Below are 20330 nucleotides of genomic sequence, written 5' to 3'. Positions count from 1 at the left end.
GTCGCGGCGCGCGGGGGCCGGAGGAGCGCGGGGGTCGCGGCGCGCGGGGGCCGGAGGAGCGCGGGGGTCGCGGCGCGCGGGGGCCGGAGGAGCGCATGGGTCATAGCCTCTGATCATGGCCGATCCCGCTCCGGACGACGGAGCCGACGTCGCCCCCGCGCTGTTCTCCCGGCTGGCCGCCGACCCGCTGGCCGACCTGCTGGGGATCGTGCTGGAACAGGTCCGGCCCGGGTACGCCCGCGCCGCGATGACGGTGGGCCCGCAACTGCTCAACACGGTCGGCACCGCGCACGGCGGGGCGACGATGGCCCTGCTCGACGTCGTCCACGCGGCGGTGAGCAACAGCCACGGCACCGTTGCGGTGGCCCAGGACGTGCACACCGAGTTCCTCGCCCCCGGCCGGCCGGGTGATCGGCTGGTCGCCGAGGGCACCGAGCTGCACCGCAGCCGCCGCACCGCCGTCTACCGCATCGAGGCCCGCGCCCAGGACGGCCGGCTGGTGGCCACCGCGCTGGCCCGCGTGTTCCGCACCGAGACCGCCTGGGAAGCCCGGTGACCTCCTTCCCCGTGCCGACGATGCCCGCTCCCCCGGTCGGCGTCGTCGGGCTGGGCCAGCTGGGCGGGTCGCTGGCCGCCGCCCTCGTCGCGGCCGGCCGGCAGGTGACCGGCTGGGACGTCGACCCCGCCGCCCGAGAGGCCGCCGCCGCGCACGGGGTGCGGATCGCCCGCGAGCTGACCGGCGTCGTCGTCCTCGCCGTCCCGCTGCCGGCGGTGGCCGCGGCACTCGAGGGGCTCGACGTCGACCCGGACGCCACCGTCACCGACCTGGGCTCGGTCAAGGTCCCGGTGCTCGCCGAGCTGGGGCCGGCGCTGGGCGGGCGCTACGTGGGCGGGCACCCCATGTGCGGCACCGAGCGCTCCGGGCACGAGGCGACCGACCCCGGCCTGTTCACCGGTGCCCGCTGGGCGCTGTGCCTGGAGCCGGGCACCGAGCTGCCGCGCTGGCTGCGGGTGGCCGAGGTCGCGCTGGCCGTCGGCGCCGAGGTGGTCCCGGCGACCGCGGCCGAGCACGACGACGCCGTGGCCGCGGTCAGCCACGTGCCGCACCTGCTGGCCGCGGCCCTGGCCGCCGCTGCCGGGGAGGCCGGCCCGCTGGCGCTGGCACTGGCCGCCGGGAGCTTCCGTGACGGCACCCGGGTGATCGGCAGCGACCCCGCCTTCGTCACCGCGATGGTGCAGGGCAACGCCGCCCCGACGACCGCCGCGCTGACCCGCGTGCTGGAGCAGCTGGCGCGCCCGTGGCCGGAGCTGGTGGCCGCCGGGCACGCCGTGCGCGCGGGGAGCCCGGCGGGACGGCGTCCGGTGCGGGTGCCGCTGGAGCGGGCCGCGCTGCTGTCGCTGGGCCGGGCGGGCGGGGCGGTGACCCGGCGGCTGGCGGCCTTCGTCGAGGGCCACCTGCCGGTGCCGTCGCGCTGACCGTTTCGCCCGCTCCGCGGCGGGCAGGGAGCGGGCATGGACGACAGCGAGATCCGCGGCCGCATCGAGGCGCTCGTCGAGGAGGAGCGCCGACTGCGGGGAAGCGGGGAGCACACCGACGAGCAGCGCGCCCGGCTCCGTCAGGTCGAGGAGGAGCGCGACCAGCTGTGGGACCTCATCCGCCAACGGGACGCCAAGCGGCAGTACGGCGAGGACCCCGAGGAGGCCTCGCCCCGCCCCGAGCAGCAGGTCGAGGGCTACCTCCAGTGAAGGCCTCGGCCCCCGTGCAGGGTCCCGCCGCGAGCCTGTGCCGGGTGGGGAGCGCGGGCCTCCTCATGCAGGGGGCCGGCACGCGCAACGGCCCGAACACTTAGACGTCGAAGTGTGTGCGCTGGTGATCACGGGGTAGGAGCCGCTCCGGCGCGCACGGTCGCGCGTCGGGTTCGTGGAGGGAGCAGGCATGGTGCGCGCGGCACGGACGATCCGGCGGGCGGTGGTCACCGGGGGTGCCGGTTTCCTCGGCTCGCACCTCTGCGAGCACCTGCTCGAGCGGGGCGTCGAGGTGGTCTGCCTCGACAACTTCCTCACCGGCTCGCCGCAGAACGTCGTCCACCTGCTGGAGCACCCCGGCTTCCGGCTGGTCCGCTGCGACGTCACCGACTTCGTGCACGTGCCCGGCGACGTCGACCTGGTGCTGCACTTCGCCTCGCCGGCCAGCCCGCTGGACTACCTGAAGATGCCGATCGAGACCCTCAAGGTCGGCAGCCTGGGCACCCTGCACACCCTCGGGCTGGCCCACGAGAAGGGCGCCCGGTACGTGCTCGCCTCCACCTCCGAGGTCTACGGCGACCCGCTGGTCCACCCGCAGACCGAGGAGTACTGGGGCAACGTCAACCCCGTCGGCCCGCGCGGCGTCTACGACGAGGCCAAGCGCTTCAGCGAGGCCCTGACGACGGCCTACCGGACGTCGAAGGGCACCGACACCGGCATCGTCCGGATCTTCAACACCTACGGTCCCCGGATGCGCCCGGACGACGGCCGCGCCATCCCCGCCTTCGTCGGCCAGGCGCTCGCCGGCCGCCCGCTGACCGTCGCCGGCGACGGCTCGCAGACCCGGTCCATCTGCTACGTCGACGACACCGTGCGCGGCATCCTCGCGATGGCCTTCTCCGGTGAGTCCGGCCCCGTCAACATCGGCAACCCCGACGAGCTGTCGGTGCTGCGGCTGGCCGAGTGGATCGTCGAGCTGACCGGCTCGTCGTCGGAGATCTCCTTCATCGACCTGCCGGTGGACGACCCGAAGGTCCGCCGTCCCGACACCACCCGCGCCGAGCAGCTGCTGGACTGGCAGCCGACGGTCCCCTCGGAGGAGGGCCTGCGGCGCACGGTGGCGTGGTTCGCCGCGCAGCTGCAGGCGGCGGACGTCCGCGCCGGGTGATCCACGCATGGTCAGGGATCGCATCTACTGTGTAGTGGGCGGTCGCGAGGGTCGCCGGAGACGCTGACCACTTCGACGGGGGAGCTCCTCGATGGGCCGCCACGCTGCCCGCTCTGCCGCGCGCCGGTCGGCGCAGCTGACGCCGCAGGTGCTCATCGCCGCCGCGGTGGCCGCGGTGGTGCTGCTGGCCGGCGGCATCACCGTGTGGGCGATGAACGCCGGGGACGGCGACTGCGAGAGCACCGCGGTGGTGCGGCTCGCCGTCGCCCCCGAGCTCGCCCCCGTCGCCGAGCAGCTGCTCACCGGCGCCGAGGGGCTGCGTCCCGGGGACTGCGCGTCCGCCGAGGTGACCGCTCAGCAGCCGGTGCAGACCGTGGGCGACCTGGGCGCGCTGGACGCCGCCGACCTGCCGCACCTGTGGGTGCCGGACTCCTCGCTGTGGGTGGCCCGCGCCGGGGACGCCCCCCTGGAGACCGCCGGATCGGTCGCCACCTCCCCCGTGGTGCTGGCCACCAGCCGCGCGGCCGTGGACGCGCTGGGCTGGACCGACGAGGCGCCGGGGTGGGGTGCGGCGCTGGCCAGCGAGCAGGGCATCGCCGTTCCGGACCTGGCGACCAGCGCCGAGGCCCTCGCCGCGCTGGGCGCCGTGCGGACGTCGCTGGGCGGCGGCGAGGACGCCGGCAACGCCGTGGTGCAGGCGGTGCTCGCCGCGGAGCGGGGACCGTCGGTCTCCGCGGCCGACGCGCTGGCCGCCGGCAGCGAGGGCGCGGCCGACGCGCCGCTGGTGCCGGTCAGCGAGCAGGAGGTGTGGGCGGCCAACGCCGACGACGAGGACCCGCAGCTGGTCGCCGTCTACCCGGAGGAGGGCTCGCCGAGGCTGGACCACCCGCTGGTCCGGGTCGGCACCGCCTCGGCTCCCGACGCCGCCGCGGTGGACGCCGCGGTGCGCGCGCTCACCTCGGACGCCGCGCGCTCCGCCGTCGTCGAGGCCGGTTTCCGCGACGCCGACGGCACCGCGCCGGCCGGTGCCGAGGCGGCGGGGGTCCGCGAGGCCGCCCCGCAGGCCCTGCAGCTCGACCCCGCCGAGGTGCAGGCGCTGCTGGCGCAGCTGTCGGAGCTGGCCGCGCCGTCCCGGATCCTCACCGTCTTCGACATCTCCACCTCCATGGAGGCCCCGGCCGGCGACGGCACCCGTGCCACGCTCGCCCGGGACGCCGCCAAGAGCACCCTCACGCTGGTGCCGGGCAACTTCGCGCTCGGGCTGTGGTTCTTCGCCGCCGAGCTGGACGGCGAGCGCGACTGGACCGAGGTGGTGCCCACGCGGCAGCTCGAGGCGGAGGTCGAGGGCACCGTCCAGCGGGAGCTGCTCGACGAGGAGCTCGACACCATCCCCGACCGGCTCAGCCCCGGCGGCACCGGCCTGTACGACACCACGCTGGACGCGGTGCGGGCGGCGCGGGCGGACTTCGACCCGCGCGCCGTCAACAGCGTGCTGGTGGTCACCGACGGGACGAACGAGGATTCCCAGGGCGTCGACCTCGGCGAGCTCCTGGACACGCTGCGCAGCGAGGCCGACCCCGACCGGCCGATCAAGGTCATCGGTGTCGCGCTCGGCCCGGACGCCGACCTGGGTGTCCTCGAGCAGATCGCGGACGTGACCGGCGGCGCGGCCTACTCCGCGGTCGACCCGACGGACCTGCAGACGGTCCTGTTCGACGCGCTGCGGCAGCGGTGACACCGCGGCCCTCCGGCCGACACCGCGGACAGGTGCCGTCGCCCTGGGCCCCTGCGTCGGCCCCAGGACATCCACGCACCAACCTCTCCCCCTGCTCCGCTGTGCAAGCAGGGGGAGAGGTGCGGCAGGGACAGGGTCAAGCGCGGGCCAGCAGGTCGTCGAGCGCCGCGGTGACCTCCTCGACGGTCACCTCCCCCAGCGCCGGGTCGAGCTCGGTGCCCCACGGGTCCCCGGTCCCGTCCCCGTGCCAGAGGACGACGTGCTGCAGCCCTCCGCCCCGCCCAGCCCGCGCCGGCGGCCCCCACAGCGCCGGGGACACCGGCCCGAACAGCACCACCGAGGGACGGCGGTAGGCGGTCGCCAGGTGCGCCAGGCCGGTGTCGCCGCTGACCACGACCCGTGCGCCGGCGACCACCGCGGCCAGCTCGAGCGTCGTCGTCCGCCCGGCGAGCACGGCGCCCTCCTCCAGCCCGGCGCCATCGGCCACCGCCCTCGCGAGCGGCACCTCGGCCGGGCCCCCGGTGATCCGCACGTCCAGGCCGTGTGTGGCCAGGTGCCGGGCGACGGCGGCGAACCGGTCGGCGGGCCAGCGCCGCCCTGGGAACGCCGCTCCCGGGTGCACCAGCGCGACGCCGGCCGGGGCGGGCGCGGGCACGGAGGGCACGGCCAGGTCGAGGGCGTCGGGATCGGCGTCCACGCCCAGCCCCTCGGCGACCAGCCGGCACCAGCGCCGCACCTCGTGCTCGTCGGGATACCAGGTCGGCCCGGGGTAGCCGGGGCTGCCGAAGGTGAGCAGCCGCCCCGGCTGCAGGTCGGCCACGACGACGTGCGAGGCCGGCCCCTTGCCGTGCAGGTCGACGGCGAGCTCCGGCGGCGGGCCGGACCAGTCCAGTGGCTCCAGCTCGCGGGCGGGCAGCACCTCGTCGACCGCGTCGATCAACGAGGCCAGCGGCTCGAGCGCCGTGGTCGTGGCCAGCACCAGCCGGTGGCCGGGGACGGCCGCCCGCACCGCGCGGATCGCGGGCAGCCCGGTCAGCAGGTCCCCCAGCCCCAGCGGCCTGAGCACGACCGCGAGCGGTGGGGGGTGAGGGGGTCCTGTCACACCCGGGAGCGCTCGACCAGGGCCGTCGTGGAGTGCCCGTCGAGGTAGGGCAGCACGACGGCCTGCCCGCCCCAGCGCCGCAGCACCGCGGCCTCGGGCAGGTCGGCGCCGGCGTAGTCGCCGCCCTTGGCCCACACGTCCGGCCGCAGCCGCCCGATCACCTCGGCCGGGGTGTCCTCGTCGAACACCACGACCGCGTCGACGAACTCCAGCGCCTCGAGCACCCGCGCCCGGTCGGCCGCGGTCACCAGCGGCCGGGACGGGCCCTTGAGCCGGCGCACCGACTCGTCGGAGTTGATGCACACCACCAGGCAGTCGCCCAGCCCGCGGGCGGCCCGCAGCGTCGCCACGTGGCCGGGGTGCAGCAGGTCGAAGCAGCCGCCGGTCGCGACGACGGTCCCGCCGGCCGCGCGGACCCGGGCGATCACGCCCTCGACCCCGGGCTCGGCGGCCACGTCCGGCCCGGGTGCGGCCTCGACGTCCCAGGCCGAGGCACCACCCCGGGCGACGAAGGCGCCGGCGGACGCGACGGCGGCCGCCACCGCCTCGCCGGTCACCGCGCCGTCGGCCAGCGCGAGCGCCGCCGCGGCCGCGAACGAGTCACCGGCGCCGCACGGGTCACCGCCGGTCACCGGCGTCGCGGGCACGACCATCGGCGCGCCCTCGCCGTAGGAGAGCAGCGCGCCGCGGGCGCCGAGGGTCACGGCCACCGCGCCGACCCCCCAGTGCCGGATCAGCGCCTCGGCCCGCGCCCCGACCGCGGCCAGCCCGTCGCCCTCGGCGGCCACTCCGGCGGCCATCCCGGCCATTCCGGCCAACGCGGCCACGCGGGCGGCCTCGGCGCCGTTGGGCGTCACCAGCCGCGCGTTGGGCACCGGATCCGCGCCGCGCGGGTGCGGGTCCCAGACGATCGGCCCGCCGGCCTCGGCCAGCACGGCGCGGACGGCGGGGTCGGCCGTCGTCCCTCGGCCGTAGTCGGCGACGAGCACCGCGGCGGCGGCGCGCACGACGACGGCCACCTCGTCGGGCAGCGTGCCCAGCCCGGCCACCGGGGCGCCGCTGTCGATGCGCGCCACCGAGTGGTCGCCCACCCGGACCCGGCGCTTCACCGCCGTCCCGCCCGTCGCGGGGACCTCCACCAGCCGCACCCGGCCGGCCAGCAGCGCGCGCAGCCGGTCGGCGCCCTCGTCGTCGGCCATCGGGGTGACCAGCACGACCTCCCGGCGGGTGGCCCGGGCCGCGATCACCGCCGCCAGGGCCGCGCCGCCGGGCCGCTCGCGGGCCTCGACGTCCTCGACGACCGGCACCGGGGCGTCGGGGGTGAGCCGCGAGGCCGTCCCGACCAGGTCGACGTCGAGCAGCGCGTCGCCGACGACGACCAGCGGCCCCGACGCGCTCACTGCACGACCCCGAGCCGCGTCTCCGGCACGCGGGCCGGCTCGGCGAGCACCGCCGCGTCGAAGGCCGCGCACACCAGGTGCAGCGCGACCAGGTGGCACTCCTGGACCGTCGCCGTCCACGGGGAGTCGATGCAGACCGCGTCGTCGGCCACCGCGGCCAGCGGGTTGGGCGCCGGTCCGGTCATCGCCAGCACGGTGATGCCGCACTCCCGGGCCCGGCGGGCGGCGGCGACGGCGTTGGGGCTGCGGCCCGACGTCGACAGCAGCACCAGCACGTCGCCCGCCCGGCCGTGCGCCTCCACCTGGCGGGCGAACAGCTCGTCGGCCGGGTAGTCGTTGGCGATCGCGGTCAACGACGAGGTCTCCGCGGTCAGGCAGATCGCCGAGAACGGCGGCCGGTCGGCCCGGTAGCGGCCCACCAGCTCGGCGGTCAGGTGCTGCGCCTGCGCGGCGCTGCCGCCGTTGCCCGCCGCGAGCAGCCGGCCGCGGTGCTCGCCGCACAGCACGTCGGCGAGCAGCCGCCCCCAGCGGTCGAGCGCGTCGAGCTGCCCGTCCAGCGACCGCAGCGCGGTGGTCAGCGACGCGACGTGGTCGGCGCCGGTCAGGTGCGTGCAGGTGTCCGGCGAGACGACCTCGCCGGCGGAGTGGGGCGGAACACTCATCGGGCGACCTCCACGGGACGGCGACTGGCCAGGACCTGCCGGTAGACGGTGTCGGTGTCGGCGACCACGCGGGCCCACCGGTAGCGGCTGCGGGCGCGCTGCACCCCGGCCGCGCCGTAGGCGGCGCGGCGGGCGTCGTCGGCCAGCAGGTCGGCGAGCACCGCGCCGAGCCGGGCCGGGTCCCGCGCGGGGACCAGGTCGCCGGTGACCCCGTCGGCCACGGAGTCCTGCAGCCCGCCGACCGCGGTGGCGACCACCGGCCGGCCGCAGGCCATGGCCTCCAGCGGGGTGATGCCGAAGGGCTCGTACCAGGGCACGGCCAGCACGACGTCGGCCGAGCGGATCCACGCCGGGACGTCGGCGCGGGCCACCGCGCCGGTGAAGACCAGCCGGTCCGCGACCCCCAGGGAGGCGGCGACCGCGCGCAGCCGGCGCACCTCGGTGTCGTCGTCCAGCTGCGCGGCCGGGGGCCCGCCGACGACGACCAGCTCGGCGTCGGGGACGGCGGCCAGCGCGCGGACGGCGTCCTCCTGCCCCTTGCGCTCGACCAGCCGGCCGAGGACGAGCAGCCGCTTCCGGTCGCCGCGCGGCGCGACCGGTCCGCGCGGGGTGAACACCGTGGTGTCCACGCCGCAGGGCACGACCGAGACGCGGTCGCTGTCCAGGCCCAGCCGGCGCAGCTCGAAGACCTCGTCGGAGCAGGTGGCGACCACGTGGCTGACGGTCCGGCACAGCGAACGCTCCAGCTCGACGCGCTGCGGCGGCGAGGTGTCGGCGGCACCCTGGTGTCGGCGCTTGACCGAGCCGAGTGCGTGGAAGGTCTGCACGACCGGGACGTCGCCGGCTGCGGCGACCGCGGCCAGCCCGCTCATCCAGAAGTGGGCGTGCACCAGGTCCGGCGGCCGCTGCACCCACTCGCGGCGGAGCACCGACGCGAACTCGGGCATGTGCCGCAGCAGGTCGTCCTTGGGCAGCACCCGGGCCGGTCCCGCCGTCACGTGCGCGACGTCGTAGCCGTCGGCCGTGGTCACGCGGTCGGGCTGGTCCGGGTCCTCCCGGCGGGTGTGCACGGTCACCGCGTGCCCACGGCGGGCCAGGCCCGCGGCGAGCGCGGCGACGTGCACGTTCTGCCCGCCGGCGTCCACGCCGCCGATCGCGGCGAGCGGGCTGGCGTGTTCCGACACCAGGTCGACGTTCACCGGGTCACCTCCTCGAGAAGGACGTCCCAATCCCTGAGAAAGCGAGGGAGCCCGTACCGCTCCAGCGCGGCGGCGCGTGCCGCCTTGCCGGCCAGCCGGGCGGCGTCCTCGTCGTGCAGGTAGGTGCGGACGGCGTCCCACAGGACGCCGGGACGGGTGGAGAGGACGCCGGCCTCGGCCGGTACCGCCTCCACCACCTCGGTGGTCGCCAGGGCGACCACCGGCAGGCCCAGGTGCATCGCCTCGAGCAGGGAGAGCCCGAGGGAGGTCCACCGGACCGGGTGCACGTAGACCCGGCGGCGGGCCAGCTCGGTGTGCATCGCGGCCTGCGGCGGGTCGTCGTGCAGCGCGACGCGGCCGGGGTCGAGGCCGTAGCGCTCGTGCAGCCCGGCCAGCCCCATGCCGAACACGTCCAGCGGGGCGACGGCGGCCAGCCCGGGCAGCAGGTCGGCGCCGACGGTGCGGCCCCGGCGCACCGGCTCGTTGGTGACGACGGCGGCCCGCGCCAGCTCGCCGGTGTAGCGCTCGCCGGGATCGACGATGCCGTGCTCGACGACCGTCGTCGGCGCCCGGCCGTTGTCGTAGAAGAGCTCGTTGAAGTGCGTGACGTGCGCGATCGGGATGTCGTCGCGGTCGGCCAGCGGGTGCCGGGTGTGCGGCACCGGCCCGTCGCCCGGCTCCAGCCCCGGCGCGTTGTGCTCGAGGAAGACGGCGGGCAGGTCCCGGCCGGGTTCGCGGCCCAGCCACTCGCGGACCAGCTCCAGGTCGCGCGTGCGCTGCAGGACCACCACATCGACACCACCGTCGACGCTGACCTCTGCCAGCTGCTCCGGCGTCACCTCGCGGGCCGACGCCGGCCAGTCCCAGGTGCGCGCCCGCCCCAGCCCGTCGGGGCCCCGCCCGGGGGTCACCGGCAGCAGGTACTCGTGCCGGCCCTGGACGAACGCCGTCGTCCACGAGCCGTGCACGTGCCAGAGCAGGACCCTCACGCGCTCACCACCTTCTCCACAGCCGCGACGACGTCGTCCGCGGTCACCGACCCGAGGCAGGGGTGGCCGGGCACCGGGCACTCGCGGGCCCGGGTCAGCCGGCAGGGGGCGCCCTGGTCGCCGAGCAGCACGGTGGGCACGCCGTAGGGCGCCCAGCGCGCGGCCGGCACGACCGGGGAGAACAGCGAGACGACCGGCGTCCCGACGGCGGCGGCCAGGTGGGCCGGGCCGGTGTTGCCGACCACGACCGCCGCGGCGCCGTCCAGCACCGCGGCCAGCTCCGCCAGGCCCAGCGCACCGCCGAGGTCGACGCCGCGGGCGCCGGCGACGGCCGCGGTGAGCTCCCGCTCGCGCGGCCCGCCGGTGACCAGCACCCGGTGCCCGGCGTCGGCCAGCGCCTCGACCGCCTCGGCGCACCGGTGCGCGGGCCAGGCGCGGGCGGGGACGGACGCCCCGGGGTGCAGCACGACGTACCCCGGGGCGAGATCTGCACACTGGTGGCCATCGGGTCCCCGATGGCCACCAGTGTGCAGATCTCGCAGCTCGGGCAGTGGGCGGCGCACGGCGAGCCGGCCGTCGTCGCCGGGCGGCAGGTCGAAGCCCGCGGCGCGGGCGAGGGACAGCGCCCGCTCGGGCTCGGGCAGGTCGTCGTCCACCCGGTGGCGGACGTCGAGCAGCGAGCCGGGGTAGTCGACGCTGATCGCGGAGATCCGCGGCACGCCCGCGGTGCGCAGCACCAGCGCCAGCGGCAGGGGCGACTGGTGGAACGACGTGGAGACGACCGCCTCGTCGGGGGCGAGGGCGCGGATCCGGCCGGTCAGCGCGGCGAGATCGGCGGCGTCGACCGGCGGCGGGTCGCCGAGGATCCAGGGGCAGGCCCAGGTCTCCACCTCGTCGACGCCGGGCAGCAACCGGGCCGCCTCGGCGCCGGCCGGGCCGGCCAGGAACACGACGCGGTCGGCGCCGGCGGCCGCGGCGCGCACCAGCGGTCCCTGGACGAGGACGTCGCCGACCGAGTCCAGCCGCGCGACCAGGACCGTGCGGCTCACCACTCACCCGCCAGGACCTGCTCGACCGCCCCGGGCAGCGTCGCCGCCCGGCGGGGGGCCGCCTCGACCTCGGCCTTCCGGGTGACCGGCGTCGGGACGAGGATCCCGGCGGCCCCGGCGGCGGCCGCGGCCTCGACGTCGGCCCCGATGTCGCCGATGACCACGCAGCGCGCGGGGTCGACGTCCAGCTCGGCGCAGGCGGCCTTGACCATGCCGGGCGCGGGCTTGCGGCAGCTGCAGCCGTCGTCCGGCCCGTGCGGGCAGACCTGCACGGTGTCGAACGGGCCGAGCAGCTCGTCGAGGCGGGCCATGCAGGCGTCGACCTGCGCACGGGTGATCAGCCCGCGGGCCACGCCGGACTGGTTGCTCACCACGCCGACCCGGACGCCGCGGGCGCGCAGTGCGTCGACGGCCTCCCGCGCGCCCGGCACCGGCTTCACCAGCGCCGGGTCTCCGTTGTAGGGGTAGTCGCGCACGAGGGTGCCGTCGCGGTCGAACAGCACCAGGTCGGGCAGCCCGCGCCAGGGCCGCACCCGCCGGTGCTGCACGGCGCCGCGCAGGACGTGCCAGGTGGCCAGCGGCGGGATGAGAGCGCTGGAGGCGAGCATGGTGGCGATCTCGGCGCGGTCGCGCGGGCCGGAGGCGATCCGCGCCCAGGCGAACTCTCCGGTGCCGGCGGCCCAGGCCGCGGCGGCGGCGAGCGCGGCGCGCGGGCGGCGGGCGGCGGCGAGGCCGACGGCGATCAGCCCGGCGGCGGTGACCGCCAGGTGCCGCGGCCGGCGGCCCAGCGGCGCGTCGGCGCGCTCGCGCCAGCCGGGGCCGTGCAGCCGCCGCATGAGGACGTCGTCGGCGTTCCCGGCCTGCACGCGGACGCTCACCCAGCGGTCGACCGGGCGTACCGGGTGGGTGATCCAGCGCTGCCCGCGGACCAGCCGGGCGCCGGTGTCCAGCACCCTCAGCGCCAGGTCGGAGTCCTCGCGGAAGGCGCGCGGGAAGCGCTCGTCGAAGCCACCGACCGCGGCCAGCGCGGCGCGGCGGTAGGCGAGGTCGGCGGTGATCCAGGAGCTGGTGGCCAGGCCGGCGGTGCCGCGCTCCCAGTCGGTGGGCCGGCGGTCCTCCGGCAGCGGCACCCGCACCCGGCCCTGGCTGCCGGCGACATCCGGAGAGAGGGCGGTGAGATCAGCGGCGAGCTGCTGGTACCAGTCGGGGTCGGGGACGACGTCGTCGTCGAGGAAGGCCACCCACTCGGTGCGCACGCTGCGCCACCCGAGGTTGCGCGCGCGGGCGGGGCCGCCCCCGCCGGTGCGCACCACGCGCACCGGCGGCAGGCCGGGCCGCTCCGGTCGCAGCGGTGCCCCGGTGGGCCGGTCGTCGACCAGGACCAGCTCGGCCGGACGCGGCCCGGGGGCCCGCGCGAGGGCGTCGAGCAGCACGTCCAGGGACGGCCGGCCGACGGTCGGCACGACCACGGAGCACTGCTCGATCCCCACCTGCATGTTCGCGTCCTGCCCGCCTTGGCTGGAGTGGAAACACTACGGGCTTGAAGTGTCCCCGGACGAGTCGCGTGCGGCCCCCCTGCAGGTCCCGCCGCAGGCCCCGTCCAGGGCACCGCCCCGAGCCTGCGAGGGGTGGGGAGGACGGGGTCCTTCCCTGGCGGGGGGCAGTGGGGTCCTTCGTCAGCGGCGGGTTCGCGCCGCCGCCGAGACGCGGGCGAGGGCGTCGGTCACGACGGCGGCGTCGTTCCCCAGCAGGGTGAGCAGGTGGGCGACCAGGCCGTCGTGGGTGGGGCGGGCCTCCTCGACCTTCGCCCGCCCGGCCGGGGTGAGCCGGGCGTGCAGCAGCCGCTTGTCGCCGGACGAGCGCTCCCGGACGACGTGGCCCTCCGCGACCAGACGGCTGACGGTGCTGGTCACCCCGGCGCGGGAGATCCCGAGGGCCTCGGCGAGCTCGCCCATCGTGGCCCGCTCGCCGGGGGCCTCGGCGATCCGCCGCAGCGCCTCGTACCCGGTGAGCGAGAGGTCGTGCCGGCGGTGCAGCGCCGAGTCGACGCGGCGGGTGATGCGGTCGTGCACCTGCACGATGCGCAGCCAGGTCTCGGCCGGACCGGGTGCCGCGCCCGGGACGTCGGCCACGTCCCCGGGCACGTGCTCGGCGGGGAGGTCCGGTGCCAGGGCGTCCTCGGGGCGGGCCACCCGTCCATCGTCGCCGACGGAGCGCTCAGGCGCTCCCGAAGGACCGAGGTGCCGGGGGACGGCCACCCGGCCGCCGGCTCCCGGCGACGAGGACCAGGCCCGTGCTGGCGGCGACCAGTGCGCCGCCGGCGGCCAGCACCGGCCAGGAGGCGCCGTCGGCGACCGCGGCCGCCTCCTGCGCGGAGACCGGAACGGCGGGTGTGCCGTCGACGGTCCCGGCGGGCGCGGTGCTGCTCGGGTCGGACGGGCCGGGGACCGGCATCGGCCCCGCCTTCCCGGACTGCGGGACCACCGCCGCGCCGGCGGGCGGGCTGATGGCCGCGCAGTCCTCGGCGGCCGGCCGGGTGAAGTCGTAGCCGGCGAGGTCGTCGACCCAGCCGGCGCCCGAGCCGTCCAGCGCCGCGTACTGCAGGAACGGGTCGATGGTCTCGCCCCAGTCGACGGGGCCGGTGCTGAGGACGACGACGGCGCCGGGGGCGACCTCCGCGCTCTGCTCCCCCGCGGGACGGCGGCTGGTGCCCAGCGTGACCGCGTGGCCGACGGTGCCGCCGGTGACCTCGACGACCACACCGCCTGGGCGGCAGCTGGGCCCGTGGGTGACGCGGGCCTCGGGACGGGTGTCGTCGTCGACGGCGGCCGCGGGGCCCGCGAACGCGATGCCGGCACACAGCAGGGCGAGCACCACGACGCCCACGACGGACGCCGGCCGGGTGGCGGCCGCGGGAGCACCGCGGGGCACGAGTGGGGAGCGGACCGGCGCGTGGAGCCGGGCCCATCTACGAGGCCGAGTGGCCACCTGCACGTGCACGTCCCCCTGGTTCCGCGCCGGCGCGCCTGCGGTGCGCCGGTGCCGCCCATGATGCCGGGGGAAGCGGGCCGTCGACCCGGGTTACCGGCCGGTCGCGCGTGTCGCTACGGCGTGTCCGCGAAAGGATGACCCGACCGTCTGACGGGCTGTGACCCAGCGCTCACTACGGTGCCGTCGTGGACTCAGCAGCGGGCACCGGACGCCGCCGGCAGGACGAGGTCTACCGCGCGGGGGTGTACGGCCACCGGCCGCGGGTGCCCACCGCCGCCCGGGCGCTGCAGCGCCGCGCGCGCGAGCGGCTGGGCGGCCGCGCCTACTCCTACGTCGCGGGTGGGGCAGGGGACGAGACCACGCAGCGCGCCAACCGCACGGCGTTCGACCGGTACGCCGTCGTCCCCCGGGTGCTGCGGGACGTGAGCGCCCGGGACACCTCGGTGGAGCTGTTCGGACGGCGGCTGCCCGCCCCCCTGCTGCTCGGCCCGGTCGGCGCGCTGGAGCTGGTGCACCCGGCGGCGGACCTCGCGGTGGCGCGCGCGGCGGCGTCCCTCGGCGTGCCGATGGTCTTCTCCAACCAGGCGTCGGTGTCGATGGAGGAGTGCGCCGCGGTCATGGGCTCGTCGCCGCGCTGGTTCCAGCTGTACTGGTCGACCTCGGACGAGCTGGTGGAGAGCCTGGTCGGGCGCGCGGAGGTCAGCGGCTGCGACGCGCTGGTGGTCACCCTCGACACCACGATGCTCGGCTGGCGCCCCCGCGACCTGGACCTGGGGCACCTGCCCTTCGCGCTGGGCAAGGGGATCGCCCAGTACACCTCGGACCCGGTGTTCCGCCGGCTGGTCGAGGAGCGGGCGGGTGCCGCGCCCGCGCCGGCCCAGGTCGGGGCCGCCGCGAGCCGGGACCGCCAGCCGCGGCCCACGCTGCCGGCCGTGCGCGCGCTGGTCGGGATGGCGCGGGCCTGGCCGGGACCGCTGCTGGACAACCTGCGCTCGCCGCTGCCGCGGGCCGCGGTGGAGACGTTCCTGTCCATCTACTCCCGGCCCTCGATCACCTGGGCCGACCTGGCCTGGCTACGGGCCCGCACCCGGCTGCCGATCGTGCTCAAGGGCGTGCTGCACCCCGATGACGCCCGCCGGGCGCTCGACGAGGGCGTGGACGGCGTGGTGGTCAGCACGCACGGCGGCCGGCAGGTGGACCGCTCGATCGCGGCGCTCGACGCGCTCCCGGACGTGGTGGCCGCGGTGGGCGGCCGGGCGCCGGTGCTGCTCGACAGCGGAGTGCGCAGCGGCGCCGACGTCCTCACCGCGGTCGCGCTCGGCGCGCGGGCGGTGCTGCTCGGCCGGCCGTTCGCCTGGGGACTGGCCCTGGCCGGCGAGGAGGGCGTGCGCCAGGTGGTGTCCGACGTGCTGGGCGAGTTCGACCTGACGCTCGGGCTCAGCGGCCACACGGCGGTCGACCAGCTCTCCCCCGACGTGCTGCGCCGGGTCGGCTGAGCGACGGAGCCGACACGCCGGTGCGGCCTTGACCCGGCCGTGTGACGGGGGTCACAGTGGAGTCCGGGCGGGGGCAGCCGGTAACGAGTGGCCTCCCACTGCTGGGAGGACCGACCAACGCGGCCAGACCGTCAGGACCGGCCCCCCGCCCCTCATCCCCCGTGGCTCCCGTCAGCCGGTGACGTCCGGGGCCGGCCCCGGGGTCGAAGCCGACCGCGGCCAGCTCGTCACCGCCGACGCCGACCAGCGCCACCGGCGTCGCGACGTCGGCCGGGCGCAGTGCCCGGGCCTCCTCGAAGGAGATCCGCGGCGGCAGGACGTCGACCCGGAACGGGTGCCCCACGCGGGGCGCCAGCGCGTCGCGGACGTGCCCGGCCTTGGCGACCTCGGCCAGCGCGGCAGCCCCGCCGTCCGCCGCCCGTGGCCCGCGGCCCGCGGCGCGCGGCGCGCGGCGCGCGGCGCGCGGCGCGCGGTGATCATGACGTTGTTGCCGCTGCACGTGGCGTGTCCGCGCGTGTTGCCTGCATCAATCCCATGATCAACTCAAGGGTGGGCGGGGACATCCACCGGCTGCCTGTCGGCGGGGGGCAGGCCTCATGGCATCAACGGGGCCACGCCGGATCCGCCGTCCCGCCCACCCCGCAGTGATCAGGGGGTCGTTGTCGTTCTCGGCGGCGCGTCCTGCCGTGTCGCGTACGAGGAGCCCATGATCAACACCGGGAGGCCCGGGAAGCGGGTCGGTCGGTCGGGAGGACCCCGGACGAGAGAACAACGGCCCCGTCCCGGAGGACGGAGCCGCCGTGCTGTCTCAACCAGACGTGCACCCGAAGGGATTCGAACCCCTAACCTTCTGATCCGTAGTCAGATGCTCTATCCGTTGAGCTACGGGTGCGTGCTGTTCAGTTATCGTGCGCGGAGGCTCCGGGATTTGAACCCGGGATGGGGATTAACCCAAACCGCATTAGCAGTGCGGCGCCATAGACCGGACTAGGCGAAGCCTCCCGAGGTCCGGGTCCCCCCGGAACCACCGAGAAGAGACTACCAGCGCCCCGGGAGGCGTTCCGCCAGGGGCCCCTGACCTCACGGTGCGCAGGGGGAGAGGCACCGACAGGACCCGACACGTCCCTCCCCGCGCACCCGCGACCTCAGGCGGCGACGGGCTGGGACACCCGCTCGCGGGCCGGGCGCCGGCCGGGCACCAGCGTGACGAGCACCGCCAGGGCAGCACCGAGGACGGCGAGCAGCAGGCTGCCGTTCACCCCGGCCGAGCTCTCGATCAGCGCACCGCCGAGCGCGGCGCCGATGGCCGAGGCGCCGGTGGCCATCGTCGACAGCCAGGTGAAGGCCTCCGTGGTGGCGTGCGCCGGGGCGATCGCGCCGACGAGCGAGTTCTGCACCGTCAACGTCGGCGCGATGGCCGTCCCGCCGAGGAACAGCAGCGCACCGAGCACCCACGGGTCGGAGGCCGCGACGAGCGGCGCCAGGCCGATCGTCACGCCGAGCAGCAGCCAGCGGTACTGCCGCGGCAGCGAGACGCTGACCACCCGGGCGCCGAACCACAGCCCGCCGGCCACCGAGCCCAGCGACCACAGGGCCAGCAGGACACCGGACATCCCGGGCGCCCCGGCGGCGTCGGCGAACGCGGGGACGGCGACCTCGAGCGCACCGAAGCCGAGCATCAGCGCCGCGCCGCTGAGCAGCACCCGGGGCATGCCGGGGGCGAGCACCGTGGCGAACGCGCTGGTGCGGTGCACCACGGGCACCGACACCCAGCTGCGCATCGCGCCCGAGGCCGCGATGCCGAGAGCGCCGGCCACGGCCAGCACCCCGGCGACGGCGACCGCCCACGCCGGGGTGGCCAGCACGGCGAGGGTGGCGACGAGCGTCGGGCCGGCCACGAAGACCAGCTCGGTGGCGGTGGCGTCGAGGGCGTAGGCGGTGCCGCGCACCCGCGGGTCGACCCGGGACCACAGCGCACGGACCGCACCGGACACCAGCGGCGTCCCGGCGCCGGCGGCGGCCGAGGCGGCGACGATCGCCGCCGTGGGGGCACCGCCGAGGACGACGGCCACGAGCAGGGTCAGCAGCAACGGGTAGGCCGCGGCCTGCGCGGCCAGCACCGGGCGCGGACTGCGCCGGTCGGCCAGCCGGCCGAGCACCGGCGCCATCCCGGCCATCGCCAGGCCGTAGGTGGCCGCCGCGAGGCCGGCGACGGCGTAGGAACCGGTCTGCTGCTGCACCATGAGCAGCAGTGCGAGCGGGACCATGGCCGAGGGGAGACGGCCGGCGAAACCGGCGACGAGCAGCACCGGGGCGGACGGCAGGCGCCAGACGGACAGGTACGAACGCACGACGAACTCGCTTCGGGTAGCACGCGGATGGGAAGAGTAGGGAGTCAAACAGCGTTGACTCCCTACACGCTACGGACGCACACGTAGGGGGTCAAGTGACGGACGACGCCTACGGCGTGTCGACGGCACACCAGCGGTAGGGGATGCCATGGACTACGACACCTACGGGTCCACCGCGGTCGAGCTGGCCATCGACCTGGCCAACGCCGACCGGGACGCCGGTCCGGACTGGGCCACGGCCTTCCTGCGCGCCCACGGCGAGTGGTTCGAGCCGGGCACTGTCGTCGAGCTCTCCCCCGCCGAGAGCGGGCAGGCCGCCACGACCGCCGACCTGGTGCGGGCGGTCGCCGTGGCCACCACGCAACCCGAGGTGCTCGAGCGGCTCAACGCGCTGCTCGCGCTGGCGCACCCGCAGCCCTACGCCACCGACCACGACGGCGAGCTGCACCTGCACTACGCCCGCCCCGACGCGCCGCTGCTGGAGCAGCTGACGACGACGGTGGCGATGGGCCTGTCGCAGGTCGTCGTCCAGCACGGGTGGCAGCGGATCGGCGTCTGCTCGGCCGAGGGGTGCGACGACGTCTACGTCGACACCTCCCGCAACGCCAGCCGCCGGTACTGCTCCAACACCTGCGCCAGCCGCTCGACGGTCGCCGCCTACCGCGCCCGCCAGAAGACCTGACGGAGGACCCCCTGCCCCCCACCGCTCGCGACCTCGCGGCGGGACCCCGCAGGGGGCCGCCCGACCTCCCCACCCCTCGTGAGCTCGGTGCGGTGCCCGGGACGGGGCCGCCGCGCACCGCTAGCGTCGCGCGCATGGTGGGCGCCCGGCACTGGGACGCGCGCCTGCACTCCCTCGTCGGCGGGCTGCCGAACTCCCCTGCCGACCGCTGGCTGCGCCGGCTCACCACCGCCGCCGACCACGGCCGTCTCTGGATGGCCGCCGGCACGCTCATGGCCGTGCGCCGCGGTGCGCTTCGACGCGGCGCGGTCCGCGGGCTGACGTCGATGGCGGTGTCCAGCGGGCTGGTGAACACCGCGCTCAAGCCGGTGTTCGGCCGCCGGCGTCCGGACCTCGGCGCCCACCCGGTGCACCGCCTGCTGCCCCACACGATGACCACGCACTCGTTCCCGAGCGGGCACTCCTCCTCGGCCGGGGCCTTCGTCATCGGCGTCGCCCTGGAGTGCCCGACGGCCGGGGCCGTGCTCGCGCCGCTCGCGCTCACGGTCGGCTACTCGCGGGTGCACGTCGGCGTGCACTACCCGGGGGACGTCGTCGCCGGCCTGGCGCTCGGCGCCGCGATCGCCGTGGGCCTCCGACGCTGGGAGCCGGGGCAGGCCCGCCCGCTGCCGGCGGGCGCCGTTGACCCAGCGGAGTGGCGGCGACCTCACTACGGTCCGGTCAGGGTGTCCCGGCGCGGGTCGGGGCACTGAGCAGACCTGCAGTCCCCGACGGAAAGAGGTCCTCCATGTTGGTCCGCCGGATCGCCCGGCCGCTGCTGGCGTCGTCGTTCGTCTACGGCGGCATCGACACCCTGCGCAACCCGCAGAGCCGGGTGCCGGGTGCCGCGCCCGTCGTCGACCAGATCGCCACGACGGCCGACCAGCAGCTGCCGGTGCAGGTGCCCCGCGACGTCGAGCAGTGGGTGAAGATCGATGCCGGGGTGAAGGTCGCCGCCGGATCGCTGCTGGCCCTGGGCCGGCTGCCTCGGCTGTCCGCGCTGGCCCTCTCGGCCAGCATCGTGCCGACGACGCTGGCCGGGCACCGCTTCTGGGAGCACGACGACCCCAAGGAGCGCTTCGGGCAGCTCTCCCACTTCCTGAAGAACCTGGGCCTGCTCGGCGGGCTGCTGATCGCCGCCGTCGACACCGAGGGCAAGCCGTCGGTGGGCTACCGCGCCCGCCGCGCGGCATCCCGGGCCGCCGACAGCACCGAGAAGAGCCTGGAGAGGGCGCAGAAGCGCGCGGCCAAGGCCCAGCGGAAGGCCGAGAAGCAGTACAAGAAGGGCTCCCGCTGAGCGACCCGCTCCCGCCCGCGGCCGCGCTCCGGAGGATCGCCTTCCTCCTGGAGCGCGCCCGCGAGCCCACCCACCGGGTGTCGGCCTTCCGCACCGCCGCGGCCGTCGTCGACACGCTGGGTCCCGAGGAGCTCGACCGGCGGATCCGCACGAGGACGCTCACCGACCTCCGCGGCATCGGGCCCAAGACCGGCGCGGCGATCGTGCAGGCGCACGCCGGCGAGGTGCCCGAGTACCTGGCCCGCCTCGAGGAGTCCTACGGCGAGCTGGTGCCGCTGGCCGACGACGTCGCCGAGTTCCGTGCCCTGCTGCGCGGCGACCTGCACGTGCACTCGGACTGGTCCGACGGCGGCAGCCCGATCCGCGAGATGGCGGAGGCGGCGATCGGGCTGGGCCACGAGTACATGGCGCTGACCGACCACTC

At 76.8% G+C, this 20330-nt stretch carries 21 protein-coding genes and 2 tRNA genes; 11 read left to right on the top strand and 12 right to left on the bottom strand.

The genetic code is table 11. The annotated features are described in order from the left end of the window. Positions 1-115 precede the first annotated feature (115 nt). From BUB17_RS23510 to BUB17_RS23490, 5 genes are all read left to right on the top strand, one after another. A complete protein-coding gene (locus BUB17_RS23510) occupies positions 116-556 on the top strand; it encodes a PaaI family thioesterase (protein WP_072921073.1) in 441 nt (146 codons plus the stop codon). Further along, positions 553-1476, top strand: a complete 924-nt coding sequence (locus BUB17_RS23505) for a prephenate dehydrogenase/arogenate dehydrogenase family protein (protein WP_083606567.1) — start codon at positions 553-555, stop codon at positions 1474-1476. The genes BUB17_RS23510 and BUB17_RS23505 overlap by 4 nt, the downstream gene beginning before the upstream one ends. Before the next feature lie 36 nt (positions 1477-1512). Then, positions 1513-1746 carry a DUF2630 family protein gene (locus BUB17_RS23500; protein ID WP_072921072.1) on the top strand — a complete coding sequence of 78 codons (234 nt, stop codon included), beginning with the start codon at positions 1513-1515 and terminating at the stop codon, positions 1744-1746. Between the two features lie 190 nt (positions 1747-1936). Next, positions 1937-2914, top strand: coding sequence for a UDP-glucuronic acid decarboxylase family protein (locus tag BUB17_RS23495; protein WP_072921071.1), 978 nt, complete (start codon positions 1937-1939; stop codon positions 2912-2914). Between the two features lie 91 nt (positions 2915-3005). Beyond that, entirely contained in the window at positions 3006-4649 is a 1644-nt protein-coding gene (locus BUB17_RS23490) for a substrate-binding domain-containing protein (RefSeq protein ID WP_072921070.1), read from the top strand. Between the two features lie 136 nt (positions 4650-4785). Here BUB17_RS23490 and BUB17_RS23485 read toward each other — a convergent pair whose 3' ends face one another. From BUB17_RS23485 to BUB17_RS23445, 9 genes are all read right to left on the bottom strand, one after another. Next, positions 4786-5715, bottom strand: coding sequence for a glycosyltransferase family 9 protein (locus BUB17_RS23485; RefSeq protein WP_244277448.1), 930 nt, complete (start codon positions 5713-5715; stop codon positions 4786-4788). Between the two features lie 32 nt (positions 5716-5747). Next, positions 5748-7151 carry a D-glycero-beta-D-manno-heptose 1-phosphate adenylyltransferase gene (gene rfaE2, locus BUB17_RS23480; protein WP_072921068.1) on the bottom strand — a complete coding sequence of 468 codons (1404 nt, stop codon included), beginning with the start codon at positions 7149-7151 and terminating at the stop codon, positions 5748-5750. After that, positions 7148-7813 (bottom strand): D-sedoheptulose-7-phosphate isomerase, encoded by a 666-nt coding sequence (locus BUB17_RS23475; protein ID WP_072921067.1) that lies wholly within the window; start codon positions 7811-7813, stop codon positions 7148-7150. Before BUB17_RS23475 ends, rfaE2 begins: the two co-directional genes overlap by 4 nt. Then, positions 7810-9012, bottom strand: a complete 1203-nt coding sequence (locus BUB17_RS23470; RefSeq protein WP_072921066.1) for a glycosyltransferase — start codon at positions 9010-9012, stop codon at positions 7810-7812. The genes BUB17_RS23475 and BUB17_RS23470 overlap by 4 nt, the downstream gene beginning before the upstream one ends. Beyond that, positions 9009-10001, bottom strand: a complete 993-nt coding sequence (locus BUB17_RS23465; protein ID WP_072921065.1) for a glycosyltransferase — start codon at positions 9999-10001, stop codon at positions 9009-9011. Before BUB17_RS23465 ends, BUB17_RS23470 begins: the two co-directional genes overlap by 4 nt. Next, positions 9998-11050, bottom strand: a complete 1053-nt coding sequence (locus BUB17_RS23460) for a glycosyltransferase family 9 protein (RefSeq protein ID WP_072921075.1) — start codon at positions 11048-11050, stop codon at positions 9998-10000. Before BUB17_RS23460 ends, BUB17_RS23465 begins: the two co-directional genes overlap by 4 nt. Next, complete coding sequence (locus BUB17_RS23455) at positions 11047-12546, bottom strand: HAD-IIIA family hydrolase (RefSeq protein WP_072921064.1); 1500 nt, start codon at positions 12544-12546, stop codon at positions 11047-11049. The genes BUB17_RS23460 and BUB17_RS23455 overlap by 4 nt, the downstream gene beginning before the upstream one ends. Before the next feature lie 180 nt (positions 12547-12726). Then, positions 12727-13242 (bottom strand): MarR family winged helix-turn-helix transcriptional regulator, encoded by a 516-nt coding sequence (locus BUB17_RS23450; RefSeq protein ID WP_072921063.1) that lies wholly within the window; start codon positions 13240-13242, stop codon positions 12727-12729. Between the two features lie 25 nt (positions 13243-13267). Then, positions 13268-13981 (bottom strand): hypothetical protein, encoded by a 714-nt coding sequence (locus BUB17_RS23445; RefSeq protein ID WP_072921062.1) that lies wholly within the window; start codon positions 13979-13981, stop codon positions 13268-13270. A 245-nt stretch (positions 13982-14226) separates the two neighbouring features. On the opposite strand from BUB17_RS23445, the gene BUB17_RS23440 reads away from it, so the two are divergent. Beyond that, the gene (locus tag BUB17_RS23440) at positions 14227-15537 is read left to right on the top strand and encodes an alpha-hydroxy-acid oxidizing protein (RefSeq protein WP_072921061.1); all 1311 of its coding nucleotides are present in this window, start codon (positions 14227-14229) and stop codon (positions 15535-15537) included. Positions 15538-15715: 178 nt separating this feature from the next. Continuing rightward, on the top strand, positions 15716-16075 hold the full coding sequence (locus BUB17_RS23435) for a hypothetical protein (RefSeq protein ID WP_072921060.1): 360 nt from the start codon (positions 15716-15718) through the stop codon (positions 16073-16075). A 281-nt stretch (positions 16076-16356) separates the two neighbouring features. Here the strand turns inward: BUB17_RS23435 and BUB17_RS23430 are convergent. The 3 genes from BUB17_RS23430 to BUB17_RS23420 all read right to left on the bottom strand — a co-directional run bounded on the left by BUB17_RS23430 (position 16357) and on the right by BUB17_RS23420 (position 17888). Continuing rightward, positions 16357-16429: transfer RNA gene (locus tag BUB17_RS23430), tRNA-Arg, on the bottom strand. Between the two features lie 21 nt (positions 16430-16450). Further along, positions 16451-16539 (bottom strand) — tRNA-Ser (locus BUB17_RS23425). A gap of 143 nt (positions 16540-16682) precedes the next feature. After that, positions 16683-17888 carry an MFS transporter gene (locus tag BUB17_RS23420; protein WP_072921059.1) on the bottom strand — a complete coding sequence of 402 codons (1206 nt, stop codon included), beginning with the start codon at positions 17886-17888 and terminating at the stop codon, positions 16683-16685. A 148-nt stretch (positions 17889-18036) separates the two neighbouring features. Here BUB17_RS23420 and BUB17_RS23415 point away from each other — a divergent pair, with 148 nt between their 5' ends. The 4 genes from BUB17_RS23415 to BUB17_RS23400 all read left to right on the top strand — a co-directional run. After that, complete coding sequence (locus BUB17_RS23415) at positions 18037-18570, top strand: CGNR zinc finger domain-containing protein (RefSeq protein ID WP_072921058.1); 534 nt, start codon at positions 18037-18039, stop codon at positions 18568-18570. Positions 18571-18704: 134 nt separating this feature from the next. Next, entirely contained in the window at positions 18705-19322 is a 618-nt protein-coding gene (locus BUB17_RS23410) for a phosphatase PAP2 family protein (RefSeq protein ID WP_072921057.1), read from the top strand. A gap of 35 nt (positions 19323-19357) precedes the next feature. Further along, positions 19358-19906 carry a DoxX family protein gene (locus tag BUB17_RS23405; protein WP_083606566.1) on the top strand — a complete coding sequence of 183 codons (549 nt, stop codon included), beginning with the start codon at positions 19358-19360 and terminating at the stop codon, positions 19904-19906. A gap of 77 nt (positions 19907-19983) precedes the next feature. Then, positions 19984-20330, top strand: a 347-nt coding sequence (locus BUB17_RS23400) for a PHP domain-containing protein (protein WP_244277447.1), incomplete at its 3' end; no start/stop codon positions are given.

Origin of the sequence: Geodermatophilus obscurus (genome assembly GCF_900143215.1) — a bacterium.
GTDB classification, from domain to species: domain Bacteria; phylum Actinomycetota; class Actinomycetes; order Mycobacteriales; family Geodermatophilaceae; genus Geodermatophilus; species Geodermatophilus obscurus_A.
The sequence above is the reverse complement of the archived record's forward strand: the minus strand, read 5'-3'. Positions and strand labels throughout refer to the sequence as shown.